Consider the following 24391-nt stretch of genomic DNA (forward strand, 5'->3'; position numbering starts at 1 on the left):
TTAGCTCGCCCCGCCGGATGAGCCCAGGACGTCCTTGGCGGCGTTCCATGCGGCGATTTCACAGCCGTCTTTCAGGCTGTAGCTCGCCTGCACCGGACGGCCGTCCACGACGCCGGTGACGGTCGCGACCTGCGGGCCGCCGTACACGGCCGGAGCGGCCTGCTGGGTGCAGACCTGGCCCTTGCCGGGCGGGGCGGGGCTGAGGATGGCGGGGTTGTTCTTGATGGCGAGGCAGGCTGCCGCGGCGTTGGGGTGCTGGCTTTCGGGCGCGGGCACCCCGTTCTGGCAGACGAGCGTGAAGTTCGTGGCTGTGCCGGTCTCGGACGGCTTGATCATGATGGCGAGCTCGGCGTTGCCCTGGCCCGGCCCGGTCGGCAGCGGGGCCGCCGTGGGTGAAGGGGCCGGGGCGGTCGTCTCAGTGTCCGGCGACGGAGTGCCTGTCGCGGTGCCGCTCGGGGTGCCCGTCGAGGGGCTGGAGGGGGCCGTCGTCGTGCTGGCCGAGGGGGACGGCGAGGGCCCGCCGTTTGGCGTGCAGGCGGCCAAGCCGGCCGCGACCATCAGAGTGGCCGCCAGGGCAAGTGCCGGGCGGCCCGATTGCGTGCGCATGAGCAGTCCTCCTCTGTTGCGCCCAGTCTACCGCCGGTGTACCTACTCCGAGCCGGGCCGGGTGGCCTCGATCAGTTCCATCATGGACGCATGCAGCTGGGCGACCTGTTCGCGGGTCAGGCCAAGCCGCGCCATCATGATGCCCGGGACCTGGATGGCCTGCTCTCGAAGGGCGGCTCCACGGGGCGTCAGCCGGACATCCAGAGTGCGCTCGTTGCCGTCCATCCTTTGGCGGGTAACAAACCCCGCCGTTTCGAGGCGGCGCAGAAGCGGTGAGATGGTGGCCGGCTCCTGGGCCAGCGCGTCGCTGATGTCGCGGACCGACCTCGGGCTGGCTTCCCACAGGCACAGCATGACGAGATACTGCGGATGGGTCAGGCCAAGCTTGTCCAGGACTGGCTTGTAGGCGCCGACGACGGCGCGGGAGGCCACCGTCAAGGCAAAACACAGCTGCTGTTCCAAGAGGAGGTCGTCCCTCGCTGCCAGGGATTCTGGGTCTGCCTGCGAGGGCTGCGTTGCCTGCACGGGCGGCGCCGGCTCGGCATGCTCCGAGGCCTGTGCTTGCAGCTCCGCCGCGGCGTCCGCCGTTCGATTAGTCACACCCATTCCTTCCGATCGTTAGTGCACTAATGATTAGCGTACACTGGAGGCAATGTCTCGCTCCCAGGAAAGGATAGACATGGCCAAGGAAAACGCCTCCGCGAGGTTCATGCGGGCCACCGGGAAGCTCCGGGCCATCTTCGGCCCGGCCAACCGCAGTTCCCTCGGCCACGAGATGACCGAGCAGAACAGGCGGCTGCTGGCGGCGCGGGAGGCCGAAACCCGGCAGTGGGAGACAGTGCACCGGGCCGACGGCAGCACCTATGTGGTGCCGCGCAACCCCGACGACAAATCCCTGCGCTAGCCCCCCACTCCGCACCGCTTCCACCCGGGCATTTTGCCGCCGTCGGGCGTAAAATGAGGGCACTGACACACCGCTGTGCAGCAGCCTGAACCACCCGCGACAAGGAAAGGGGGTGGGACTAGTGACACGTACGGTCAAGGCTTTTATGGACAAGACCGACAAGCTGCGGTACTTGTTCGGCCCGGCAGACCGCAAGGACCCCGCGGCGCCCGTTATTCACCGGCATGACGACTTCGAGCACGCCTCCGAAGACGACCTGGCGGGTTTTGAAGTGGAGACAGACGATCAGGGGCATCACTACGCTGTCCGTAAAACAGATCTCGGGAACGAGCAGGTCTGAAGCCTAGGTCGGCGCGGATGCGCTGTGAGGATGCGATGTACATGAAAAAGGGAGCGGCGCGCCGCTCCCTTTTTCATGCCGCAGCCCGCGCGCCCTCTGGCTCGACCGCCCACTGACCGGAGCAGGGGGCCGCAGCGCGCCGATTCCCTGGCGGCTGGTTCCCTGGCGGCTGGTTGCCTAGCGGCCGGTGCCGCCGTAGACGGTGGCTTCGTCTTCGGTGTCGAGGTCAAACGCCCTGTGGATGGCCCTGACGGCGTCGTCGAGCAGGTCCGCGTGGGTGACCACCGAGATGCGGATCTCCGAGGTGGAGATCATGTTGATGTTGATCCCGGCTTCGGAGAGGGCCGCGAAGAAACGTGCGGACACGCCTGGGTGCGAGCGCATTCCGGCGCCGATCAGCGAAAGCTTGCCGATCTGCTCGTTGTACTCGATGCTTTCGAAGCCGATCCGATCCTGTGCGGCGTGCAGCGCGGCCAGGGCCTCGGCGCCCTCGACGATCGGGAGGGTGAAGGAGATGTCGGTCCGGCCGGTGCCGTGGGTGGAGACGTTCTGGACGATCATGTCGATGTTCGAGTGGGCGTCCGCGATGACCTGGAAGATGGCCGCAGCCTTGCCCGGGATGTCCGGCACGCCAACAACCGTGACTTTGGCTTCGGAACGGTCGTGTGCAACACCGGAGATGATTGGCTGCTCCAAGGCAACTCCCTCTTGGGTCGTGATCTTGTCGTCGGCGCCGGGGAGGACCCAGGTGCCTTCATTCTGGCTGAACGAGGATCGGACGTGCAAGGGTACGCCGAAGCGGCGGGCGTACTCGACGCAGCGCAGGTGCAGGATCTTGGCGCCCGAGGCGGCTAGTTCCAGCATTTCCTCGCTGGAGATCCGGTCGATTTTCCGGGCCGACGCGACAACGCGTGGATCGGCGGTGTAGACGCCGTCGACGTCGGTGAAGATCTCGCAGACATCCGCGTCCAGCGCGGCGGCGAGGGCCACCGCCGTCGTGTCGGAACCGCCGCGGCCGAGCGTAGTGATCTCGTTCGTGGTCCGGCTCATGCCCTGGAACCCGGCGACGATCGCGATGTGGCCCTTGTCCAGAGCGGTGCGGATGCGGTGCGGGTCGACGTCGATGATCCGGGCCTTGCCGTGGATGCCGTCGGTGATCATGCCGGCCTGTGAACCGGTGAAGGACTGGGCCGAGGCGCCGAACTTGTTGATGGCCATGGCCAGCAGCGCCATCGAGATGCGTTCCCCGGCGGAAAGGAGCATGTCCATCTCGCGGGCCGGGGCGGAATCGGTCAATTGTCCGGCGAGGTCGAGGAGCTCGTCGGTGGTGTCGCCCATGGCGGAAACCACCACCACCACCTCATCGCCGGCGTTGTGGGCGTCCACGACCCTGCGGGCGACGCGCTTGATGCCCTCTGCATCCGCCACGGAGGATCCGCCAAACTTTTTCACCACAAGGTGCTTGGTGGCGGCGGCCACGGCGGGCAGCGTCTGGGGCTGCGATCCGGGCTGGACTTCGGTAGTGGGCAAACTCATTCGCGCACCCTCACTGGATCATCGGGGTTCTGGGCCAGGCAACCAAACGGCGCGACGGCGTAACTTCTCACCCCAGTTTATCGCCGTGCGCCCCGCGCCGTTGAATTGTGACCGAATGGCAGACAAGGCGCCCCGTTCCACCGGACATGTCCCACGCTGGCGGCCGCGCGTGGACATGCTCCCCGCCTCGAGGGACATGCCCATTCTTCGCCGCCGGAGGCATGACCTCCCACGGGACATGTCCCACGCTGCGGACCAGGAGTGGACATGCTCCCCGCCTCGAGGGACATGCCCATTCTTCGCGGACCGGGATGGGCATGTTTTCCAGGTTTCTGCAGGTCCGAGGGACATGCCCATTCTTCGCGCCGAGGGGTGGGCAGAAGGGCATTATGTCCATTCCCCGGCCGGGGCACGGGACATGTCCAGTGGCCGGGGGTGTTGAGGCGGCGCGCGAGAGCGGCCGGGAGGCGTTAGAGGAGTGGCAGCCGAGCCGCGTCACCAACTAACCGGTTCAGCGCAGCTAGTGCAGCTTTCCCCCTGTGCCGGCGGGCGGGTGCTGGCGCGGGTCGATGCGGTCTAGCCGGTAGCGCCAGGACGGCAGTTGCTTGCCCGCGGTATCCTCGGCCACCGGAAAGAAACGGTCTTTCCCGAAGCCCAGGGCCTCGAGCAGACGGCGCGAAGGGAGATTGGGCTCGTACACGCCCGCGAAAATGGTCTCACTCCCGCGGGCGCTAAACAGCCACTCGATCAGGGCGCCAACGGCCTCCCGGCCAAGGCCCAGCCCATGGTGTTCCGGGTGCAGGACGTAGCCCAGGCTCGCGCACTCGGCGGGGAGCCGTCCCGGCGTCGGGGGTTCCTCAGTGTTCGAGGTCCGGCCGTCGCCGACGATTTCACCGGTGGCCCGCAGCTCGATGGCCCACCCGAAGTGAAACCACTGGGCGGTGGAGGACTCCGCGGCGCGCAGCGCCTGCTGAAGCCGGGCATTGTTCTGCTCCGGGGTGAGCGGCCCGTGGGACAGGTAGCGCGTGGCCGACGGGTGAGAGCGGAATCGCAGCAGCGCACCGGCGTCGTCGTTCGTCAACGGACGCAACAGCAGGCGTTCGGTGAGGAAAGGGGCGGGGGTGACGCCCGCGGCGGCTGTCATGAGGCCGTCAGCTCAGCGCGTTGCGGCGGCCCTCGAAGGCTCTGCCGAGGGTGACCTCGTCGGCGTATTCCAGGTCCCCGCCCACGGGCAGGCCCGAGGCGAGCCGGGTGACTGCGATGCCGATCGACTTGAGCATCCGGGCCAGATACGTCGCCGTGGCCTCGCCCTCAAGGTTGGGGTCGGTCGCGATGATGATTTCCTGGATGGCGCCGTCGTTGAGCCGGGTCAGCAGCTCACGGATCCGCAGCTGTTCCGGACCGATGCCGGCGATCGGGTTAATCGCCCCGCCGAGCACGTGGTACCTGCCGCGGAACGACCGTGTCCGCTCCACCGCCAGGACGTCCTTGGATTCCTCGACGACGCAGATCACCGCGGGATCCCGGCGCGGGTCACGGCAGATGTTGCACAGTTCCTGCTCGGTCACGTTGCCGCAGACCGTGCAGAACTTGACGCGTTCCTTCACCGTAGTGATGGCGTCGACGAGCCGTTTCATGTCCTGCGGATCGGCCTCGAGGATGTGGAACGCCAGCCGCTGGGCAGACTTGGGCCCGACCCCGGGAAGGCGTCCGAGCTCATCGATCAGCTCTTGAACTGCACCCTCGTACACAATGTCCTCGTTCGTTTGGAAATGGTGCCGGGACCAGCCGGCAGGGGTCTGCTAGAAGCGCGGCGGCAGCGGGCTTCCGTCCAGGGCGCGTTCCTCCACAAGTTTTCCGCCCAGGATGCGCTCGACCGCGGCCCGGCCGAAGACGCCCGATTCCTCGATCGTTTCGTCGTCGGCACTCGGAATGTCCTGGACGTAGACGGTGGCTGCGGCGGCGGCCGCGCGGGCCGGGGCCTTCGCTCGCCCGGCCTCGGCCTCGGGACTGTTCGACAGCCGCTGGTACAGGCTTTGCCGGCCGGCCGTTGCGGCAGGCTCGGGAACCGTGGCCACTGGAGACGCAACGGCAGCCACGGCCGCCAGGGCAGCGAACTGGGCGGCGGTCTGCGGGGCGGCGGGTGCCGGGGCCGCGTCCGTCGGGGCTGAGCGTTCCGGGGTCAGCCCGGATGGTGCGGACACGACGCCGGCGTATTCCGGGATCTGTGCAGCGGCCGGCTCGTAATGCGCGGGTTCCGGTTCGGGCGCGGGTGGCTCCGTTTCCGGCGTCGCGTGTTGGCCGACGTTGGATTCTGTGCCGACCGCCCAGATGCCGGGCGACTGCTCGACGGCGCGCGCCCAGGGGTCGGCCAGGGTGTCGTGGCGCGCCTGGGACGTTCCGGCCGAGGAAGCGGCGGCGCCAGACGATGCCGTGGGGGCGGGCTCCCGGACCGGCGCCGGCACTGCGGGCGCGGAGCGTGGGGACGGGGCGGCAGGCGTCGGGTCCCAATCCATGGGCGGTTCTTCGTCCAGCGCCGGGGCGTCCTCATCCCGTGGCGGTCCCCAGTCGTCATCAGGGTCGGCATAGGACCCGGCAGCCTCCTGGGGCGCCGCCGGGCCTGCGGCTGGCCCGGGTCCGGGAACACGAACCGGGGCCTGGACTGCGGGAACAGCGGCGGCCGGTTGCGCGACCGGCGCCGAGTGGTCGGGAGACACCGACGGAGCGGCAGCCGGTGCGGGTTCCGAAGATTCCGCCGCAGCCGCTCCGGCGGGGGTGCGGTCGGGCTGAGTTTCCGGCGCGACGGCAGAGGAACCGTTCGCCGGGGCAGACCCCATCCCGGTGACGGCTTCCACGGCGGTGTTCGCCGCCGGCTGCGGAGCAGGACTCAGGCCCCAGGCGACGTCGGCCGACGTTGCCGGAGTTTCCCGGCTAGCGGGCGCTTTTGGGTTTGGCTCAGAGCTCGCCGGGCTGTTGCCGCCGCCGGCCACGGCTCGGATCTGGCAGTCGATTCCGATCGTCTGGTGGATCGCCTGCCGGAGGTTGTCGGCGTGGTCGGCCCGGCCGAACGCGCCGGCCAGCCCCGGGGTAGTGAACGCGAGCGTCAGGACATGGTCTTCGAAATGGCCGACCTGGGCGTTGGGCTCCACCAGCGCCCAGGTGCTGCGCTTGATTTTCGTCAGGGACTGCAGGATCTCCGGCCACGCACGGCGCAAGACCTCGACGTCGGCGCTCGGGCCGGACACGGCAGCCGGCACTGCTGCAGGTGCCGGGACGGCCGTGGCCGGTTCGGGCCGTGCAGGAGCGGGAGGTGCAGGAGCGGGAGGTGCAGCCTCAGCGGCAGCTGCCGGCGCGGGCCCGGCTGACGGGGCGCCGGTGGGCGGAGCCGCTGCACGTGACGGGGCGGTTGCTTGCGGGGAAGCGGACGCTTGCGGAGACGCGGACCCCACCCTGCTGGCAGCCGCGGGCTCGTCCACGGGCCAGTCGCTGGTGCTGACGCGGGGCGCCGTCAGCGGCTGCCGGGCGGACTCCTCCGCGCGTACAGCTGCGGGCGCAGGAGCCGGGGGCACCGCAACAGCGGCCGGCGGCTGCGCGCCCTGCGGCCGTTCGGCTTGTATCGGTTCGACCGGCCGCCGCCCGGCGGGTGCGTCGGTCACTGCTGCTGCAGCCGGAGCCGCCGGACGGGCTGCCGGTGCTCCCTCGAGGGGAGACCCGACGTCGTTACCGGCGTAGTTCAAGCGCCGTTCGACACGGTCGATCCGGGCGGCGATGCCGCGTTCTGTCTGTTCCGAGCTGGGCAACAGGATGCGGGCACACAGCAGTTCCAGATGCAGGCGCGGGGACGTCGCCCCGGTCATTTCGGTGAGCGCCGTGTTGGTGACGTCTGCCGCGCGGGAGAGCTCAGCAGCCCCGAGATTGTGCGCCTGGTTCTGCATGCGGGCGATTTGGTCCCCGGGCATGCCGCGGAGGATGGACTGGGCGCTTTCGGGCATCGCCTGGACGATGATGAGGTCGCGGAAGCGTTCCAGCAGGTCTTCGACGAAGCGACGCGGATCGTGCCCGGTCTGGATGACCCGGTCCACCGCGCGGAATACCGTGGCCGAGTCCGACGCGGCGACGGCTTCGACGACGTCATCCAGCAGGGAAGCGTGAGTGTAGCCCAGGAGGGCGACGGCGAGTTCGTAGTCCAGGCCGTTGGGTCCGGCGCCGGCCATGAGCTGGTCCAGGACGGAGAGGGAGTCGCGCACGGAACCGCCGCCGGCACGGATGACGAGCGAAAGCACACCCGGCGCCACCGCGACATTCTCCTGCGCGCAGAGGAGTTCCAGGTACGCCATCAGCGGCTCCGGCGGCACGAGCCGGAAAGGGTAGTGGTGCGTGCGGGACCGGATGGTGCCGATCACCTTGTCCGGCTCCGTCGTGGCGAAGATGAACTTGATGTGCTCCGGCGGCTCTTCGACGATCTTGAGCAGGGCGTTGAAGCCGGCCGACGTGACCATGTGGGCTTCATCAATGATGAAGATCTTGTAACGGTCCCGGACCGGAGCGTAGGTGGCCCGTTCACGGAGGTCGCGGGCGTCGTCCACACCGCCGTGGCTGGCGGCGTCGATCTCGATCACATCCAGCGAGCCTGAACCGCCGCGCGCGAGTTCAACACAGCTGGGGCACTTGCCGCAGGGGGTGTCCGTGGGTCCTTCGGCGCAGTTCAGGCAGCGGGCCAGGATGCGGGCAGAAGTTGTCTTGCCGCAGCCGCGGGGGCCCGAAAAGAGATAGGCGTGGTTGACCCGGTTCTTGCGCAAGGCCGTCATGAGGGGCTCAGTGACGTGCTCCTGCCCGATGACGTCCGCGAACGAATCGGGGCGGTATCGACGGTAGAGGGCGGTAGTAACAGTCACAGATAAACCCTACCAATCGGCACTGACATAAAAGACCCCTCATGCACCCGCCAGAGCCCGCTTACCCTTGCTACCTTCCGGTCCTGGGGGAGTTCAACAGGATGACGCCACATGAGGGGCCGTCAGCAAGTTTACCTGACGATTCAGTGTGCCCCGAATTGGTCAGGTTTCGATGTGTCTCCGCGGCGGGACATGCCCATTTTTCGGGGTAAGGGCTGGGCAGGCCGGGGCTTTGCGAGACCATGTCCGGCCTTGGGCGCGGGCGTGGAGCATGTCCGGTGGTGGGGCGGCTGACCGGGGGGCATGTCCATTTTTCGCGCGCAGGGTTGGGCTCTGCGGGATTATGTCCAGCCTTGGGCGCGTGCGTGGAGCATGTCCGGTGGTGGGGCGGTTGGCCGGGGGACATGTCCATTCCCGGCCTTTTTCGCGACCAGGGCTGCGCGCAGGGCCGGGTTCAGCGGGATCGTGTCCAGCCTTGGACGCGGGCACGGAGCCTGTCCCCGAGATGCTCTCCGCCCGGGCGGAGGGGGCTCAATTGGGCGAAGCTGGAAAGTTCAGGTAGTCTAGTATCTGCTTTTGATTCAGAAGCAACTGGAGAATTCGCCTAGCGGCCTATGGCGCACGCCTGGAACGCGTGTTGGGTTAACGCCCTCGGGGGTTCAAATCCCCCATTCTCCGCGGCTGGCCCCGGTCCTCTTGGACCGGGGCCTTTTTGCGTCCAAGGCCTTTTAGGAATCCCGCCCGGCTCAGGCGCTGTAGCCCAGCCGGCGCAGGCGCGTTCTCGCAGCCTGCTCGCTCGGTCCCACCCTGCCCAGGGCAACGTGCACGACCCCGAGCGTGACGCGCGTCGCCACGGTAATGGGCAACGGGATGGGGCCAAGCCTCGCGGTCCGGAGGCCGAGAAGCTCGCGGTATTTGGGCTCGAGGCTGGACACGGCGGCCGCGAACAGCACCCGGTAGCCCGGCTTGAGCGCAGGGTGGAGTGGCGGATCCCGGATGAACGCCACCGTTTCGGCCACCCGCTCGTCACTGCGGAGCTCGCCGTCGTCGTACCAGCGGTCCAGCTGCTGCCGCATCTCCGCCTCGCTCAGCGGCGGGGATTCCACACCCATGAGCCGTCCGGCCTGGGCCCACTCCCGGACGTAGGCATCAGGTCCACCCGGAATCGGCCGTCCCCACACCTTGTGGGCCGAGAGGAAGGCGTCGGTGAAGGCAATGTGCACCCAGCGGAGCAGCTCCGGGTCGTTGGCCGCGTAACTGCGCTCGACGCCGTGGCCGTCCACGAAGTCTCCCCGGACCTTCCGGTGGAGCCGGAGAACCCACTCCGAGGCCGCGCGTGCGGCGTCGGTGGAACCGTAGGAAACAGTGAAAATCCAGCGGATGGTGCCCGCCAGGCGGCCCAGGGGGTCTTTGCGGAAACGGGAATGATCGTGCACGCCGGCCAATGCACCAGGATGGAGGGCCTGCATCAGCAGGGCCCGGATTCCCGCCACGATGGTCGGCATGTCACCGTGCACGGCCCAGACTGCGGAGCCCGGCAAGTGGTAGCCGACGTCATTTCCCTCGGCAAGCAGGGGCACCCACTCGGGCACGGCGTCCCGCGTCCCGGTGAACGTTTGCTTCAGTTCTGTCTGCCAATCCCTGAGGACATTGCGCATCCTCCATTCTTACTCGGCTCCCGGGCGTCCGGCACCTGCGAGTCCGCGGAGGACTACTTGGCCGCCGCCGACGCGCTACTGGGTGCGGCCCCCGGATCTCCGTGAGGGGCCGCAAAAGGGGTCTGCAGGCGGTTCACAGGGCCGGTTCTCTGTGGTCCCATAGGGGATAAGTCCGTGAAGACTGGGGTCTGCGGGCACCCAATTGCAGGAGTCACACGTGGGAAAACACTGGGGAAACTCATCGAGTGAGCCGTCGAGCAGGGCGCGGACAATTGCCGTGCGTTGTGCATCAGGAGGCTTGTGCCTGTCACTCGCCGTCCTGGCGTTCGGCGGCTTTCAGGGGCTGAGAGGGATCGCACCCTACAGTGCGCCCGCCGTCGTGCCGGCCGCCGGTTCGGTGGGGCCCCAAACGCTGGATCCGTCTGCCCACGCCGTCGCGGCTCCTGCCACAACATCCGCGGGGACTTCCGGGACGGTCACCGCCGACGCGCAGGCACTCGTGGGCTTCAGCCGGAGCACCGTGGGAACGTTGACCCGGGAAGGTAAAGGCGGCGAACTCAATGTGGCCTCGGCGAGCCTCAAACGGCCCCTGCTCGGCTTCCTCATGGCTCCGCTGGAATCGCTGGTGCCCTCGTCGCCGTTCGGGCTGCGCACCAGCCCCCTGACGGGCGCGGCGGGCGAATTCCATTGGGGTCAAGACTTCGCCGCGGCCTGCGGAACCCGCGTCTACTCCGCCGACGCCGGTGTGGTGCGGGCGGTCGGGTGGCACCCGTGGGGCGGCGGCAACCGGGTGGAAATCGACCATGGCAATGGCCTCATCACCACCTACAACCACCTGGAGGCGATCGCCGTCAAGAAGGGCGACTCCGTGCGCGTGGGGGAGGTCATCGCCAGGGTCGGCACAACGGGATCCTCGACCGGCTGCCACCTGCATTTCGAAACCATCCTCAACGGCTCACATACCGATCCGCGGGACTGGACGCTGATTCCCATCAAGCAGATAGACCAACTCGGCCCCATCGAAATGACCAGCTACGCGCCTGACGCCGGAAAGCCGTCCAATACAACTATTGGGTGGGCCGTCCCCGTCCGGGAAGACCTGACCCACGTGGTGGCCGGGGGCGTACAGGAGCAGCCTGCCGCGGTGGCGGCCAAACCCCATGCCAGCGCCTCGGCCGCAGCCACCGAAGCCGCCTCCGGCACCGCGACGCCGACGCCGACCGGCACACCCGCGACGCCGACGCCGACGCCGTCCGGCACACCCGCCTCGCCTAAGCCAACGCCGACGCCGACGCCGACGCCGTCCGGCCCACCCGCCTCGCCTAAGCCGACGCCGACGCCGTCCGGCACACCCGCCTCGCCTAAGCCGACGCCGACGCCGTCCGGCACACCCGCCTCGCCTAAGCCGACGCCGACCGGCACAACCGCGACGCCGACTCCGACTCCAACCGGCACACCCGTCACACCTGGGCCGACCGGAACCGGTACGGCCACACCCTCTCCAACGCCGACACCGACCCGCACCAGCGCCTCGCCCAAGCCCCCGGTGACACCGACGCCGACGACTACCGGAGCGACCGCCACGCCAACGGGGACCAGCACGGCGACGTTGCCGCCGACAGCCACCGCGCCGGTCCCGCCGTCCGTAACGCCCCGGCCCTCCTCGGCCCGCGCTTCGGCCTCCGCAACCGCAACGGAGGCCGCCGACGCGACCTCGTCCGCGCCGGTGACCCGGCCCGCCACCACAACTTCCTCACCAGCGCCGACCGCAGCGCCCAGCCGCTAACCGCCTCCAGACCCCGGCCACTAGCGCCCGCGGGCCGGGCCGGCGACGTCCCCGGACGCCGCTGACCGTCGGTGCACGCGGGAACCTCCCGGTGCAAGCAAAAAAATCGGGGCCGGTGAAGGGCAGATCAGCTCTAGCCCTGACCATCACCAACCCCTAGACTGGCGGCACCCTCCAACATTCCGGGCCTCCACGCGCCGGCTGCGGCCTGCATTCCGGCGACAGGTGACATTCCGGTGGGCGCGCGGGGAGGGCCATCAGGGAGCTTCGTGAATCACAAGTGGACGCCCCACGGGGACCGTCAAACAAGGAGGAACGACATGACAGGGAACAAAGCCGTTGCCTACAAGGGACCGGGCAAAGTTGCAGTTATTGACATCGACTACCCGGAGTTCGAACTAAAGGATGGCCCGGGGGTCAACCCCGCCAACGTGGGCCGGCCGGTGCGCCACGGAGCCATCCTCAAAACCGTTGCCACGAATATCTGCGGCTCCGACCAGCACATGGTGAGGGGACGCACCACGGCCCCGGCTGATCTGGTGCTCGGCCACGAGATCACCGGCGAGGTGGTGGAAGTCGGTCCGGACGTTGAATTCATCAAAGTCGGAGACATCTGTTCGGTCCCGTTCAACATCGCCTGCGGGCGCTGCCGGAACTGCAAGGAACGCAAGACCGGCATCTGCTTGAACGTCAATCCGGCCCGCCCGGGCGCTGCCTACGGCTATGTGGACATGGGCGGCTGGGTGGGCGGCCAGGCCAACTTCGTCCTGGTGCCTTACGCCGACTGGAATTTGCTGAAGTTCCCGGACAAGGACCAGGCACTCGAAAAAATCATGGACCTGGCCATGCTCTCGGACATCTTCCCGACCGGATTCCACGGCGCCGTCAGCGCGGGCGTCGGCGTCGGCAACACCGTCTACATCGCCGGCGCAGGACCCGTCGGTCTGGCTGCGGCAACGAGCGCGCAGCTGTTGGGTGCCGCCGTCGTGATTGTCGGAGATCTGAATGAGGAGCGTCTGGCCCAGGCGCGCAGCTTCGGCTGCGAGACCGTGGACCTGACCAAGGGCGGCCCCGCGGAACAAATTGAGCAGATCCTCGGCGTTCCGGAAGTCGATTGCGCCGTGGACGCGGTGGGATTCGAGGCGAAGAGCCACGGGGCGGGGGCCAAGGAAGCGCCCGCAACGGTGTTGAACTCGCTGATGGAGATCACCGCCGCCGGTGGGGCCGTGGGCATTCCCGGACTCTACGTCACGGGCGATCCGGGCGGCGTAGACGAGGCTGCGAAAAAGGGCGCGCTCTCACTCAGCCTCGGAACAGGCTGGGCAAAGTCGCTCAGCTTCACCACGGGACAGTGTCCGGTTATGAAATACAACCGGCAGCTGATGTCGGCCATCCTGCATGACAAGGTAAACATCGCCAAGAACGTCAACGCCAAGGCCATTTCCTTGGAGGACGCTCCCAAGGGTTACGCGGAATTCGACGCCGGTGCGGCGACGAAGTATGTGCTCAACCCGAACGGCTACCTGAGTTAGCTGGCCTGCACCCCGGCGGCACCGCTCGTTCCCCTGTTGACCGGGGCCCGGGGTGCCGCCGGGGCGGCCGCTCCCTTCATATGCCGGTAGAGGCATATCAGGAGCGGCCCCTTGTTAAGGGCCAATTTCCTCACACGGCAGCCGCAGTACTTACATTGTTTTCCTAATGTCTGGTTGGATGGTCCCTACTGAGAGGGACACTGGAGGCACCGCTTCCACCCAACCAAGAAGGCAGCAATGGAGCGCATCGAGGCCCAGCACCCCAGGCCACGTCATTTCCTACTTCACCTGAGCGACCCCCATTTGCTGGGGGGAACGCAATCCCTGCACGGCGTTGTTGACAGCGAAGCCCTGCTCCGGCAACTCTTCGACGAGGTCCTCGCCTCGGGTGCACGCCCCGAAGCCGTGATATTCACAGGAGACCTGGCGGACCTCGGCGAACCGGAGGCCTACGTCAAGCTTCGCGCGATCGTGGAACCGGCGTGCAAGGCCATGGGCGCCAAAGTCATCTGGGCCATGGGCAACCACGACGACCGCGCCAATTTCCGCGCCGGGCTGCTGGACCAGGTGGGCGATGATTCGCCGGTGGACCACAGCTACTTCGTCAACGGCCTGCGCATCATCACCTTGGACACGTCCGTGCCCGGCTTCCACCATGGCGAACTGAGCGACGACCAGTTGGACTGGCTGGCGGCCGAACTCGCCACCCCGGCGCCGGACGGGACCATCCTTGCGCTCCACCACCCGCCGGTACCCTCCGTGCTTGACCTGGCCGTGCTCGTGGAACTCCGCGGCCAGGCGGCACTCGCCGGGGTCCTGCGCAACTCCGACGTCCGTGCCATCCTGGGCGGCCACCTGCACTACTCCACCACGGCAACGTTTGCCGGCATCCCCGTGTCCGTGGCATCGGCCACCTGCTACACGCAGGACCTGAACGTAGCCGTGGGAGGCACTCGCGGCCGCGACGGAGGGCAGGCGTTCAACCTGGTGCACGTCTATGAACATACGGTGGTGCACTCCGTGGTGCTGCTCGGCGACACCCCGGCCGTCGGCGAGTTCGTCCCGGCTGAGGAAGTCCAGCGCCGGCTCTCGGCCGCCGGGATCCTTGTTCCGGAGCAGGCTCAGTTGGAGGCGCCGGCCCACCGAAGGTTCACCACGCTCAATTGAGCCGGCCGACGGCGGTCTCCGGCGAGGTGGCGAGCGCGGCCGACGCCGATCCCCGGCCCCGGCATCAAGGCACTGCCCGCTTACTTTTCCCAGGGCGCCTTGATGGGGTAGTACTTCTCCAGGAAGTCCGTGACCAGTTCGGCCCGCTCTTGGGCCTCGACCTCGGGAAAGCTGCCGTCGTTGAGGCAGAAGAAGTCCATGTTCCGCTTGGCCAGAAGTTTGGGCAGGTAATTCAGGCCCGCCCGCGCTGTCGTATCCACGTAGCGCACTCTGGCGGCCGTCTGCGTCACGGCCCGGCCGGTGAGCAGCGCGTAGTAGTGGTAGAACGAGTTGGTCACCGAGATGTTGTCCGCCGCGCGGAAGGTGCTCGCGGCTGTCTTGGCGAACTCGGCAGGGAACTCCTGTTCCATCTGCTCGACCACGCTGCGCCGCAGCGGGGCCGCAGTGTGCTCCAGGTGCCGGGTGGTGATGCGGCCAAAACGGTTCCAGAGCAGCTTCCGGTTCACCCGGGCAGCGTTCTCAAAGCCGCTGCGTTCGGCGTCGTTGTCACCCAGCCCGATGCGTGTCTCGGCCTCGATGAACTTTGTAATGCCCCCGGGAGTGAAGAACATGTCCGGTCCCACGGCCCGGCCGAAAAACATGTCGTCATTCGAATACAGGAAATGCTCGGAGAGTCCGTCGATGCGGTGCAGCTGGCACTCCACCGCCTGCGAATTGTGGGTCGGCAGGACCGACGGATCGGCGAAGAACTCCTCACTGCGCACAATGGTCACGCCCGGGTGGTCGGCCAGCCAGGACGGCGCGGGGGAGTCGGTGGCAATGAAAATCCGGCGGATCCACGGCGCGAACATGTACACAGAGCGCAGGGCGTACTTGAGCTCGTTGATTTGGCGGAAGCGGGCCTCGTGGTCGTCGCCTTCCCCCACCACTACGCCGGCCATCCGGGCCCGGCGGGCTGCGATGTACTCGGGGGAGCTGCCGTCCACCCAGGAGAACACCAGATCGACGTCGAAGCTGATGTCGCTGGCGTGGTCCGCAAACATGTTCTCGATGGTGGGCCAGGTGTGGCCGTAGCGCTCCACCGTGCCGCGGACCGCGTCCTGGGCCAGCAGGGTCCGGCGCGTCAGCGAATTTTCGATCGGCAGGATCAGCTGGTCGCCCTCGAAGCTCCAGAGCTCGAGCTGGACGCCGGCGGAGGCGCCGAACTCAAAGCCTCCCTCCGGTTCAACCCGGGGCCGGTACAGCCGGAAAATCCTGGACTGCCGGTTGGGGGAGAGCTCACCGTCGGCCACCAGCACCGCGGATTTCTTCTTGGCGTCGACGCTCATCGAATAGAAGGGCTCATCGCGGCACGCCTCCACGAGGGCACGCCGGAGTTCCTTCCGGTGCTTCCAGTCCACGGCAATGACCGGCCGGTCGTTGTTGCCCCGGACCAGCAGATAGCCCAGGCCCGCGCCGGCCAGGACGGACCGCAGGAAGAGCAGGTCTTCGACCATCGCCTGGTACGGGGTGCGGTTCTCGTTTATCAGCGCATAGCGGTTGCGCCGCCGGACGACATCGGAGCGAGTCCTGAATCTGGCGACGGCCGCCGCCGACGTGATCTCGGCGTGGGCGTCCTCAGACGCCTGGCTGCCATAGTAAACCTCGTCTTGGATCGCTGCTTCGGTGATGTCGATTCTCCGGCTTCTCTGGGTGGGTGGTATCTACTTGCATGATAACGCGGTCCTCAAAAGCCGCGGAATGTCGCGCCGGAACGGCCGGCATGTGACGCCGGAATGCGGGAACGGAAGGACCTCAGCCGCTGACGACGGCCAGCCAGTGGTGCAGGAAGGCGGCGCCGGCGTCGTCATGGATCACGTCCTCGCCGAGCCCCAGGTCGGCGGCGGTGAGAACCTCGTACGGCTTCACCGGAATGCCGTCTGCGGGCCGGACGTCCACGTGCTTGACGGCATGGTCGTTGTGGTGCAGCCAGTCAGCCATGGCGTAGTCCGTGCGGGAGTCGCCCACCGTGCGCCAGGCCTGGGGCGTGATGCCCTGCGCAGCCAGGAATTCCACCGCCCGGCTCGCCCCCAGGTCCTTGCCCAGCCGCACGGATTCGATATCAGTGGAGATGATGGTCGGATCGACGCGGAAGTCGATCTGGTCATCCGAATTCGGGGCGTGGTGGTCCAGCCTCACCACGCCGAGCCCGTGGCGCGCCATGAGGTCCATGGCGTCGGCGTCGAAGAGTTCCTGCTCGGCCAGGTAATCGGCACTGGCAACGGCAACGTGCTGCTCCACCGACACCATGGCACGCTTCGTTTCGTCAAAGAACATGTGGGCCGAGTAGTCCTCGGCAACGAGGCGGCGGACGTCGTCGCCGAAGGCTCGGGGCATCGCGAGTTCGTGGTCGACGTGCACAGGTCCGGGACCTTCCGCGGTATAGCTGAACCAGACGGCCCCCTTCTCGCAAATGGCGTGGATGACGGCGCCCGCAGGCATGCCGGCGGCGATCATGGGCTCCATGACCTGCTCGCGGATGAACGTGTCCGACCGTCCGGTGTTGAAGATGACCGGCACCCCGGCGGCGGCCAGGCCAAGCAGGTCCGCGATGATTCCGGGCTGCACCTCGCGCGTGACCGGGCTTGCGACCGGACCGTCGACGTCAAGCAGCAGCGCCAGCACGGGATCCGACGGCGGCGGAACAGGGGAAGTCTCGGGTGAAGTCATAGGCCTATTCTGTCAGCCGCCCCGGACGTTTGCGTGAAGTGCCCAGAACGTCGGCGGCCGTTCCCCGGTTGCGGCAGGGCCGGGTGGAGCGTCACAAATGGTTACCGTTTGGCCACAACCTGACACCGGCCGGGAACTTCGATTCCTTTGAGCGCGCAAGTTCCTTAGGCTGACATGGTGATATTCAAAGCTGTGGGCGAGGGACGCCCGTACCCTGACCATGGTTACAACACGCCCAAGGACTGGGCGGCCCTCCCGCCGCGTCCCGTCCGGCTTGATGAGCTGGTGACCACGAAGCGCACGCTGGACCTCGAAGCCCTGCTGGCCGAGGACTCCACCTTCTTCGGCGACCTCTTTCCGCACGTCGTGGAATACCGCGGCGTCCTCTACCTTGAAGACGGCCTGCACCGGGCAGTCCGCACCGCGCTTCACCAGCGCACCGCGATCCACGCCCGGGTCCTCGTGATAAATGGCTAGGAAGAAGGTCGACTCCAGGATCCTGCACGGGCACCGCGTCATCAGTGGCTCCGAGCTGCGCGACGCGATCGCGGAGTCGGACCATTCCGCCCGGCTGCGCCGCAGGGTCCTGCACAGCGCGGTCCTGGTGCTGCTCGTCGGCATGATCGTGGCGGCGATCGTGGTGGCCCTGGGCATCATGAACGGCCAGATCAAGGTTCCTGTATCGGAGCGTAGCCGTGCAGCCGTGTCGGTGTGCCCGGCCGCGACGTTCGGCTACACGCCGCCGGCGAAAATCCACCTCAACGTCTACAACGCCACGAGCCGCCCGGGCCTGGCGCGGAGCGTTGCCAACCAGTTCGCCGCCCGGAAGTTCCTGGTGGGTAACGTGGCGAATACGACGTCGAGCTACCGCGGCGTGGCACTCGTGGTCTCCGGCGCCGCCGGTCAGGCCGCAGCCTTCAGCGTCCAGCGCAACCTGCCCGGCTCGGACTACGTCCAGGACGGACGGGCTGACCCGAGCGTGGACGTGATCCTGACCGGGGACTTCAAGCAACTGGCGAAACCGGAGCTCGTGGACCATACGCCGGGCAAACTCAGCTGCCCCCGGGAAGACCGGCGCATCGTAGACGAGTCTGCTTACCCCGTCGCGCCCACGGTATCGCCGACCCCTGCGAAGTAGCCGGGCGGCCCGGGGCACAGGACCCCGGCCCTGGAAGGCGGCGTTGTCCGCACGCCAAGTGCCCGGCGGTACGCTCGGAGCACCAGGAACACCCACCACAACGAAGACGGATGCCCGCATGCAAACAGTCCACACAGTGAGCCTTCCCGATGCCGAACTGCTCGCGAAGCTTTCGCCCCTTCCCGACGGCCTGAAGGGCGTCGTGTGGGACCTTGAGTCCGAGCCGGTGGGCGCGGGCCTGGGCGACATCGACGGCGTCGTCCTGCCGTACCTGAACGCCGGGGCCGTGATGGGGGCTTTAGGCCGCGCCCCAGGGCTGAAATTCGTGCAGACCCAGTCCACCGGATACGACGGCGTCATCAGCGCCGCCGGGCCGGCGGCAGGAGTGGCCACAGCGTCCGGCGTCCACGCCGCCGCCACCGCCGAACTCGCCGTGGGCCTCGCCCTGGCAAAGCTTCGCGGCATCGACGATGCTGCCCGGGACCAGCTCAGCCAGCAGTGGCGCCCGCAGCGCCGCCGGTCCCTGGCTGACCGGCGTGTCCTGCTGGTAGGGGTCGGCGGCATCGGGCACGAGATCGCCCGCCGACTGGAACCGTTCGAGGTCGAGCTGACACGGGTGGGCAGCACTGGCCGGACCGACGAGCACGGCACCGTCCACCCGTCCTCGGCCCTGCCGGAGCTGGCGGCCAGCCATGACGTCCTGATCACTGTCCTCCCGCTCAGCGACCAGACCCGCCACCTGATCGGTGCGGAGGTGCTCGCGGCACTGCCCGACGGCGCACTCGTGGTCAATGTCGGACGCGGCGCCGTGGTGGACACCGACGCGCTGACCAAGGAGGTCGTCTCCGGCCGGCTCCACTGCGCCCTCGATGTGGTGGATCCCGAGCCGCTCCCGGCAGGCCACCCGCTCTGGAGTGCCGCCAACTCCCTCATCACCCCGCACGTCGGCGGAAACACGTCCGCCTTCGAGCCCAGGATCCTGAAACTCCTGGCAGCCCAGCTCCAGGCGCTGGCCACCGGCCAGGTCCCGGCAAACCTCGTCCAGCGGGGTCCGTTCTGATGGCCGCCCCGAACCAGGACCACGCCGCACGGGCCATTCCGGCGGCGCCGACTGCAGCGAGGTAGAAAGAACTTTGCCTGACGGGGGAGTAGCAGGTCACGGGGACCGGACGGCTCAGGTGCCGACGGGGACCGGCTGGCCGGCGTCGTCGAACCTGGCGCCGGCTCCCAGCTGGATGAACCGCACCGTCCGGGCGAGCCGCGCCTCGGCGTCGGCGTCCCGCCCGGCCCCGTCACCGCGGGCCGCGCTCGAAGAGAGCGTGCCGTGGATGAGCTGGGCGAGCTGCCCGATGTCCGACTCGGGCAGGTAACCCTGGGCCATGCCGTCCCGCAGGATCCCCTGCAGGAGCACGCTGAGCTCGCCAACGTGGTCCGCGAGTTTGGCGAACGACGACGGCGAGAGCACCGCCGCCATGGCTGGTCCCGGCGGCAGGTGGCGCCGGCTCAGGTCCTCCACCTGGGCCCGGACGTAGACGGCCAGCCGTTCCACCGGGTTCTCCAGCGAGTTCAGTGATTCGCGCAGGTCGATCAGGAACCGCTCGGTCTCGTCCAACGCGTAGGCGATGAGGAGCTCTTCGATGTCAGCGTAGTAGTTGTAGACGGCCGTCCGCCCGATCCGAGCGTGGCGCGCGACGTCGGTCATGGTCAGGCCGGGCAGGCCGTGGGTGAACAGGAGTTCGCCGAACGCGGTCAGGATGCGGCGCTGGGTGTCGGCACGTTGGGCGGCGTTGGTCGCGGCCGAAATCCTGGGCATACGCACACTTTAGCGCGATCTGTCACTAAATCCGCAGGGTGGAAAAACTGCGACACGGCCTTCCCTCCCGCTCCCCGGCCGCTGGGCTTCTGGACACCATGTGACCGCGCCCATATTCTTCGCTTGTGCACGGCAGGTGGAAGGGCGCGTCCGCTGCCCAAGAGTTTGCTCAAGGAAGGACCTCATGAACGACCAGAGCGTGGAAGGGATCGCCCGCTCCTACGTCTTGGCCGTCGGCTCCCACGATATGGACGTGCTGGAAAACCTGCTCGGTGAGGATCTCGTAGCCACCTTCGCCGGTGCGACTCTCGACATGGCCGGGTGGGCGACGGCCCTCAAGCGCCTTCTCCCGGTGCTGGTCCGCAACGAGATCCGGGAAGTCTTCAGCGCCCAGGACCGTGCCTGTGTCGTGTACGACTTCGTCACCGATACCGCCGCTGGTGCCGTGAGGTGCATCGAGCTGCTCACCATCAGCGCAGGCAAAATCCGCGAGATCGAACTCGTCCTGGACCGCGTCGCCTTCGCTCCCGTCAACGAGGCCCTGAAGACGCGGTAGCCGGTCCGGTGGACGCTGCCGCGGACCGTGCGGCTCTTCACTCGTAGACGGTCGGGATCGCCGGCTCGCCGGGCTGCAGCCGGTCCACCACCCGGGGCAGCTCCGCCATGGAGGCGGTGTGCCGCTCCCGGGCCCGCGCCACCGCGTCCCGCCCGGTCCAGCCGGGCAGGAGTTCGCCGTCCCTCATGAACTGCTGCAGGAGGGGGCGGCTGTTCCTGCCGGCTGGAGGATGGCCCACCCCGAGGACCTCATGGGTGGCGGTGCCGTGGTCGTCCAGGCGGCGGACAGCATATTTGCGGCCGCCGACGTTGGTCTTGTCCGTGGACGTCTTGGCCACAGCAATGAGGTCGCCCGAGTCGTCGGCCCGGCTCACCAGCTTGTAGACCATGCCGGCCGTGGGCGCCCCGGAACCCGTCACCAGGGACGTCCCGATGCCGTAGGAATCGGCCGGGGCGGACCGGAGCGCGGCGACGGAGAACTCATCCAGGTCCGAGGTCACGACGATCCTCGTGTCCGCGTTGCCCAGGCTGTCCAGCAGTTCACGGACCCACCGTGCCTGGGCCACCAGGTCCCCGGAGTCCAGCCGGACGGCCCCAAGCCTGTCCCCGGCAAGGTCGACGGCCGTGCGGACGGCCGCTTCGACGTCGTACGTGTCCACGAGCAGCGTGGTGCCTGGCCCCAGCGATGCCAGCTGGGCGGCGAAGGCGTCGCGCTCCGAGTCGTGGAGCAGGGTGAAGGCGTGGGCCGCGGTGCCGACGGTGCGGAGCCCGTAGCGCCGTCCCGCGGCCAGGTTGGACGTCCCGGCAAAGCCGGCAATCACGGCCGCCCGGGCCGCCGCTGCCGCTGCTTCCTCGTGGGTGCGGCGCGAACCCATCTCAAGGCACGGCCGGCTGCCGGCGGCGCGGGTCATCCGGGACGCGGCGGAGGCAACGGCGCTGTCGTGGTTCAGCACCGACAGGACGTAGGTCTCCAGCACGCAGGCCTCGGCGAACGTCGACTCGACCATCAGGACGGGGGAGTGCGGGAAGTAGGCCTCGCCCTCCGGATACCCCCAGATGTTGCCGGAGAACCGGAAACCGGCTAGCTGTTCCAGTGTGTCGTCGCCGACCACGCCAGCCTCGGCGAGGTAGTCGAGGTCGTCCTGCTCGAACCGGAAGTCCGCGATGCCCTCGAGGAGCCGGCCGGTGCCCGCCACGATCCCGTACCGACGCCCCGCCGGCAGCCCCCGGGCAAAGGCCTGGAAGACCGACCGGCGGTGTGCGGCGCCGGAGTGCAGAGCCGCCTGGAACATTGTCAGCTCATAGTGGTCGGTAAACAGGGAGGTCCGGTGCCCGTCCGGTCCGGCCGAAGTGTCCATGGTCCACTCTAGGCCGGCGCACAGCCGCGAGGGTCGCGAGTTCGCCGGAAACCTGCCGCCGGCCGGGCCGCCAGGTCGCGGGCTGGACGACGGCGGCGGAACCTAGGCTCAGACGGTGCAGCCCTCGGGACCGCAGGCGCCGGATTCCTTGCCGGCGTCGTCCGCCGTAGCTTCCGCGCCGGCGTTCACCATGACCAGGGGGTGGCTGTCCTGCCACGCCTGCTCGAGGGCCGCGGTGAAGGTTTCGGCGGGCTGGGCGCCGGAGAGCCCGAACTTCCGGTCGATCACGAAGAACGGGACGCCGCTGATGCCCAGTGCCCGGGCCTCCGCGATGTCGTGCCGGACGTCGTCGGCGTAGGCGTCCGTGCGGAACAGGTCGGCCAGTTCGCCGGCGTCGAGTCCGAGGTCCAGGCCCAGGGCGGTCAGGTACTCCTGGCTGCCGATGTTCTTGCCCTGTTCGAAGTGGTCGCTCAACAGGCGTTCCTTGGCGGCATCCTGCTTGCCGTGGGCGGCGGCGAGGTGGATCAGCCGGTGGGCCGTGAAGCTGTTGGCCACGACGACGGCGTCGAACCGGTAATCCAGTCCCTCACCCTCAGCCTGGGCCGCCACGTGCTCGAACATCTGCGTGACCTGCGCCGGGGCCAGGCCTTTGCGCGTGCTCAGGTAGTCCAGTTCGGTGCCGTCATAGTGCTCCGGGAGCGTGGGGTCCAGCTGGTAGCTGCGCCACTGCACCTGGACGGCGTCGCGGTGCGGGAAGGCCGCGAGGGCGGTTTCGAAACGGCGCTTGCCGATGTAGCACCAGGGGCAGGCGACGTCGGACCAGATCTCAATCTTCATGTCGGCATCAACCGGGACGGTGAAGGGTCCATTCCCACGGCGGGATGTAGTGTTGCTCACTGCCCGTTTTGCTCGCTGCCGGTCCTTCCGGGAGCCGGTGCGGCGTCGGCGTCGTAGGTGAGGCCGATCTGGCGGCGGATCTCATCCATGACGGCCATGATGGCGATGCTCTCGCTCGGCGGAAGGATGGTGCCCGCCGTGTCACCGGCACGGACGAGTCGTTCCATCTCGGCTGCTTGGTACTGCATCCCCCTGCTGGTGACGGGCTGGCTGAAGGTCTCGAGGACGTTTCCGTGCGGGTCGAACACCGTGAGGGGCGCCGGGTAGTACCAAGTGGACTCAATGTCCACCCACCCCTCGGTCCCGATGACCATGGCACGGTTGGCGCTTGCGGCGTCCAGTTCGCAGTCCACGATGGCTTGCTGTCCGCCGAGGTATTCAAAGATCGCCGCCGTCTGCCGGTCCACACCAGTTGCCGTCATGGAAGCGCTGGCCCTGATGGTGTTCGGAGTGCCGAGGATGTCAATGGCAAAGGAGATGGGGTAAATACCGAGGTCCAACAGCGCGCCGCCACCCAGGGCAGGATCGTTCAGCCGGTGGGCCGGATCCGTGGGCAGATTTTGGTTGTGGCTGGCCACCACCTTACGGACCTCGCCGATGGTGCCCTCCTGGATGATTTCGCGCAGCCGCACCATGTGGGGGAGGAACCGGGTCCACATAGCTTCCAACGCGACGAGTCCCTTGGCCTCGGCCAGGTCAACGATCTCCCGCGCTTCGCGGGCATTGATGGTGAACGACTTCTCCACCAGGACGTGCTTGCCGGCGTTTAGGGCAAGGAGTGCGTTCGCATGGTGAAACGGGTGGGGCGTGGCGATGTAAATGACATCCACTTCCGGGTCCGCGACCAGCGCCTCGTAGCTGTCATGCGCCGTGGGTACGCCGTACTTTTCAGCGAATGCCCGGCTCGATTCCAGCATTCGTGAACCAACGGCCTGCACAGTGAAGCCGTTCTCGATCAGGTCCTGGGTTTGCAGCCCGGCGATGAAGCCAGTTCCCAGGATTCCCCAACGAAGTTGCCCGTCTGAGATGCCATTGCTGAGGTCGGTCACGGGTCAGTCCTTTGTTGAGTCTGCGTCTGGCTCTTGGTCCGGGGACGCCACGACTGCAGTGTGGGCCGAGTCGGGAGACCAGCTGTTGACGTTGAGCGTACCCCGCCCGCCAAACAGCGGCCATGTGCGCAGCGGTGTCCGTCGGGGGAAGACGCGGGATCCAGTTGGCGCTGCCGCTCTCTAGAAGGCGCTCGGCCCCGCCGTTGCCGGGGGTCGTCTTCCCCCTCGGGCTCCCGGCGGTCCCGGTTCGGTCGGCCACTGCCGGCTCCTACTGTTTGAAGGCGGCGTCGAAGGAGGTGTTCGACGCCGGGAAGTCGAACTTTTTGAGGTTGGCGAGGGCTTCGGGGGCGCCGTGGAGCCGGTCCATGCCGGCGTCTTCCCATTCGATGCTGATGGGGCCGTCGTAGCCGATCGCGGCGAGGGCGCGGAAGGAGGATTCCCAGGGAAC

At 67.9% G+C, this 24391-nt stretch carries 22 protein-coding genes, 1 tRNA gene, 1 other RNA gene and 1 pseudogene; 10 read left to right on the forward strand and 15 right to left on the reverse strand.

Annotated elements, in window-relative coordinates; all coding sequences use genetic code 11:
- Window positions 1-606, reverse strand: a complete 606-nt coding sequence (locus ACFVVK_RS18725; RefSeq protein WP_390270406.1) for a serine protease inhibitor — start codon at window positions 604-606, stop codon at window positions 1-3.
- 42 nt (window positions 607-648) lie between these two features.
- Entirely contained in the window at window positions 649-1131 is a 483-nt protein-coding gene (locus tag ACFVVK_RS18730; RefSeq protein ID WP_390270463.1) for a MarR family winged helix-turn-helix transcriptional regulator, read from the reverse strand.
- A gap of 154 nt (window positions 1132-1285) precedes the next feature.
- Between ACFVVK_RS18730 and ACFVVK_RS18735 the strand changes: the two genes are divergently transcribed.
- Window positions 1286-1510, forward strand: coding sequence for a hypothetical protein (locus ACFVVK_RS18735; protein WP_390270466.1), 225 nt, complete (start codon window positions 1286-1288; stop codon window positions 1508-1510).
- Window positions 1511-1655: 145 nt separating this feature from the next.
- Window positions 1656-1850: a hypothetical protein gene (locus tag ACFVVK_RS18740; RefSeq protein WP_390270469.1), complete on the forward strand. Its 195-nt coding sequence runs from the start codon at window positions 1656-1658 to the stop codon at window positions 1848-1850.
- A 177-nt stretch (window positions 1851-2027) separates the two neighbouring features.
- Here the strand turns inward: ACFVVK_RS18740 and ACFVVK_RS18745 are convergent, their stop codons facing one another.
- The 5 genes from ACFVVK_RS18745 to ffs all read right to left on the reverse strand — a co-directional run bounded on the left by ACFVVK_RS18745 (window position 2028) and on the right by ffs (window position 8405).
- Window positions 2028-3386: an aspartate kinase gene (locus tag ACFVVK_RS18745; RefSeq protein ID WP_390270409.1), complete on the reverse strand. Its 1359-nt coding sequence runs from the start codon at window positions 3384-3386 to the stop codon at window positions 2028-2030.
- 520 nt (window positions 3387-3906) lie between these two features.
- Window positions 3907-4530: a GNAT family N-acetyltransferase gene (locus ACFVVK_RS18750; protein WP_390270412.1), complete on the reverse strand. Its 624-nt coding sequence runs from the start codon at window positions 4528-4530 to the stop codon at window positions 3907-3909.
- A 7-nt stretch (window positions 4531-4537) separates the two neighbouring features.
- Window positions 4538-5137 carry a recombination mediator RecR gene (gene recR / locus ACFVVK_RS18755; RefSeq protein ID WP_090954144.1) on the reverse strand — a complete coding sequence of 200 codons (600 nt, stop codon included), beginning with the start codon at window positions 5135-5137 and terminating at the stop codon, window positions 4538-4540.
- Between the two features lie 51 nt (window positions 5138-5188).
- Complete coding sequence (locus ACFVVK_RS18760) at window positions 5189-8281, reverse strand: DNA polymerase III subunit gamma and tau (protein WP_390270417.1); 3093 nt, start codon at window positions 8279-8281, stop codon at window positions 5189-5191.
- 27 nt (window positions 8282-8308) lie between these two features.
- Window positions 8309-8405: signal recognition particle sRNA small type (ffs, locus tag ACFVVK_RS18765), an RNA gene on the reverse strand.
- A gap of 469 nt (window positions 8406-8874) precedes the next feature.
- Between ffs and ACFVVK_RS18770 the strand changes: the two genes are divergently transcribed.
- A tRNA-Ser gene (locus ACFVVK_RS18770) sits at window positions 8875-8959 on the forward strand.
- 68 nt (window positions 8960-9027) lie between these two features.
- On the opposite strand, the gene ACFVVK_RS18775 is transcribed toward ACFVVK_RS18770, so the two are convergent.
- Entirely contained in the window at window positions 9028-9939 is a 912-nt protein-coding gene (locus ACFVVK_RS18775) for an oxygenase MpaB family protein (RefSeq protein ID WP_390270420.1), read from the reverse strand.
- 298 nt (window positions 9940-10237) lie between these two features.
- Between ACFVVK_RS18775 and ACFVVK_RS18780 the strand changes: the two genes are divergently transcribed.
- The 3 genes from ACFVVK_RS18780 to ACFVVK_RS18790 all read left to right on the forward strand — a co-directional run bounded on the left by ACFVVK_RS18780 (window position 10238) and on the right by ACFVVK_RS18790 (window position 14424).
- On the forward strand, window positions 10238-11725 hold the full coding sequence (locus ACFVVK_RS18780) for a M23 family metallopeptidase (protein WP_390270423.1): 1488 nt from the start codon (window positions 10238-10240) through the stop codon (window positions 11723-11725).
- 320 nt (window positions 11726-12045) lie between these two features.
- A complete protein-coding gene (gene fdhA / locus ACFVVK_RS18785; RefSeq protein ID WP_390270425.1) occupies window positions 12046-13257 on the forward strand; it encodes a formaldehyde dehydrogenase, glutathione-independent in 1212 nt (403 codons plus the stop codon).
- Between the two features lie 237 nt (window positions 13258-13494).
- Window positions 13495-14424 (forward strand): phosphodiesterase, encoded by a 930-nt coding sequence (locus ACFVVK_RS18790; RefSeq protein WP_390270428.1) that lies wholly within the window; start codon window positions 13495-13497, stop codon window positions 14422-14424.
- An 80-nt stretch (window positions 14425-14504) separates the two neighbouring features.
- On the opposite strand, the gene ACFVVK_RS18795 is transcribed toward ACFVVK_RS18790, so the two are convergent.
- Both ACFVVK_RS18795 and ACFVVK_RS18800 read right to left on the reverse strand, forming a co-directional pair.
- A complete protein-coding gene (locus ACFVVK_RS18795; RefSeq protein ID WP_390270431.1) occupies window positions 14505-15920 on the reverse strand; it encodes a stealth family protein in 1416 nt (471 codons plus the stop codon).
- 298 nt (window positions 15921-16218) lie between these two features.
- Window positions 16219-17133: a hypothetical protein gene (locus tag ACFVVK_RS18800; RefSeq protein ID WP_390270434.1), complete on the reverse strand. Its 915-nt coding sequence runs from the start codon at window positions 17131-17133 to the stop codon at window positions 16219-16221.
- Window positions 17134-17310: 177 nt separating this feature from the next.
- Between ACFVVK_RS18800 and ACFVVK_RS18805 the strand changes: the two genes are divergently transcribed.
- The 3 genes from ACFVVK_RS18805 (at window position 17311) to ACFVVK_RS18815 (ending at window position 19331) form a co-directional block, all read left to right on the forward strand.
- Window positions 17311-17610: a type II toxin-antitoxin system VapB family antitoxin gene (locus ACFVVK_RS18805; RefSeq protein WP_120954228.1), complete on the forward strand. Its 300-nt coding sequence runs from the start codon at window positions 17311-17313 to the stop codon at window positions 17608-17610.
- Entirely contained in the window at window positions 17603-18271 is a 669-nt protein-coding gene (locus ACFVVK_RS18810; RefSeq protein ID WP_390270437.1) for a LytR C-terminal domain-containing protein, read from the forward strand. Before ACFVVK_RS18805 ends, ACFVVK_RS18810 begins: the two co-directional genes overlap by 8 nt.
- A gap of 118 nt (window positions 18272-18389) precedes the next feature.
- Complete coding sequence (locus tag ACFVVK_RS18815) at window positions 18390-19331, forward strand: 2-hydroxyacid dehydrogenase (protein WP_390270440.1); 942 nt, start codon at window positions 18390-18392, stop codon at window positions 19329-19331.
- Window positions 19332-19445: 114 nt separating this feature from the next.
- Here ACFVVK_RS18815 and ACFVVK_RS18820 read toward each other — a convergent pair whose 3' ends face one another.
- A complete protein-coding gene (locus tag ACFVVK_RS18820) occupies window positions 19446-20084 on the reverse strand; it encodes a TetR/AcrR family transcriptional regulator (protein ID WP_390270443.1) in 639 nt (212 codons plus the stop codon).
- A gap of 184 nt (window positions 20085-20268) precedes the next feature.
- On the opposite strand from ACFVVK_RS18820, the gene ACFVVK_RS18825 reads away from it, so the two are divergent.
- Entirely contained in the window at window positions 20269-20640 is a 372-nt protein-coding gene (locus tag ACFVVK_RS18825) for a nuclear transport factor 2 family protein (protein WP_390270445.1), read from the forward strand.
- A gap of 37 nt (window positions 20641-20677) precedes the next feature.
- Here ACFVVK_RS18825 and ACFVVK_RS18830 read toward each other — a convergent pair whose 3' ends face one another.
- The 4 genes and pseudogenes from ACFVVK_RS18830 to ACFVVK_RS18845 all read right to left on the reverse strand — a co-directional run.
- A complete protein-coding gene (locus tag ACFVVK_RS18830) occupies window positions 20678-21997 on the reverse strand; it encodes a nicotinate phosphoribosyltransferase (RefSeq protein WP_390270448.1) in 1320 nt (439 codons plus the stop codon).
- Window positions 21998-22105: 108 nt separating this feature from the next.
- Window positions 22106-22834: a DsbA family oxidoreductase gene (locus ACFVVK_RS18835; RefSeq protein ID WP_390270451.1), complete on the reverse strand. Its 729-nt coding sequence runs from the start codon at window positions 22832-22834 to the stop codon at window positions 22106-22108.
- A 56-nt stretch (window positions 22835-22890) separates the two neighbouring features.
- On the reverse strand, window positions 22891-23943 hold the full coding sequence (locus tag ACFVVK_RS18840) for a Gfo/Idh/MocA family protein (RefSeq protein ID WP_390270454.1): 1053 nt from the start codon (window positions 23941-23943) through the stop codon (window positions 22891-22893).
- A 268-nt stretch (window positions 23944-24211) separates the two neighbouring features.
- A pseudogene (locus tag ACFVVK_RS18845) lies at window positions 24212-24391 on the reverse strand (sugar phosphate isomerase/epimerase); the annotation flags it as partial.

Source organism: Arthrobacter sp. NPDC058192, assembly GCF_042883665.1.
Classification (GTDB): Bacteria; Actinomycetota; Actinomycetes; order Actinomycetales; family Micrococcaceae; genus Arthrobacter.

Coding starts and splice junctions, on each gene's coding strand:
- ACFVVK_RS18725 (WP_390270406.1), bottom strand. CDS start 606: ATGCGCACGCAATCGGGCCGCCCGGCACTTGCCCTGGCGGCCACTCTG.
- ACFVVK_RS18735 (WP_390270466.1), top strand. CDS start 1,286: ATGGCCAAGGAAAACGCCTCCGCGAGGTTCATGCGGGCCACCGGGAAG.
- ACFVVK_RS18740 (WP_390270469.1), top strand. CDS start 1,656: ATGGACAAGACCGACAAGCTGCGGTACTTGTTCGGCCCGGCAGACCGC.
- ACFVVK_RS18745 (WP_390270409.1), bottom strand. CDS start 3,386: ATGAGTTTGCCCACTACCGAAGTCCAGCCCGGATCGCAGCCCCAGACG.
- ACFVVK_RS18750 (WP_390270412.1), bottom strand. CDS start 4,530: ATGACAGCCGCCGCGGGCGTCACCCCCGCCCCTTTCCTCACCGAACGC.
- ACFVVK_RS18775 (WP_390270420.1), bottom strand. CDS start 9,939: ATGCGCAATGTCCTCAGGGATTGGCAGACAGAACTGAAGCAAACGTTC.
- fdhA (WP_390270425.1), top strand. CDS start 12,046: ATGACAGGGAACAAAGCCGTTGCCTACAAGGGACCGGGCAAAGTTGCA.
- ACFVVK_RS18790 (WP_390270428.1), top strand. CDS start 13,495: ATGGAGCGCATCGAGGCCCAGCACCCCAGGCCACGTCATTTCCTACTT.
- ACFVVK_RS18795 (WP_390270431.1), bottom strand. CDS start 15,920: ATGGTCGAAGACCTGCTCTTCCTGCGGTCCGTCCTGGCCGGCGCGGGC.
- ACFVVK_RS18800 (WP_390270434.1), bottom strand. CDS start 17,133: ATGACTTCACCCGAGACTTCCCCTGTTCCGCCGCCGTCGGATCCCGTG.
- ACFVVK_RS18810 (WP_390270437.1), top strand. CDS start 17,603: ATGGCTAGGAAGAAGGTCGACTCCAGGATCCTGCACGGGCACCGCGTC.
- ACFVVK_RS18815 (WP_390270440.1), top strand. CDS start 18,390: ATGCAAACAGTCCACACAGTGAGCCTTCCCGATGCCGAACTGCTCGCG.
- ACFVVK_RS18820 (WP_390270443.1), bottom strand. CDS start 20,084: ATGCCCAGGATTTCGGCCGCGACCAACGCCGCCCAACGTGCCGACACC.
- ACFVVK_RS18825 (WP_390270445.1), top strand. CDS start 20,269: ATGAACGACCAGAGCGTGGAAGGGATCGCCCGCTCCTACGTCTTGGCC.
- ACFVVK_RS18830 (WP_390270448.1), bottom strand. CDS start 21,997: ATGGACACTTCGGCCGGACCGGACGGGCACCGGACCTCCCTGTTTACC.
- ACFVVK_RS18835 (WP_390270451.1), bottom strand. CDS start 22,834: ATGAAGATTGAGATCTGGTCCGACGTCGCCTGCCCCTGGTGCTACATC.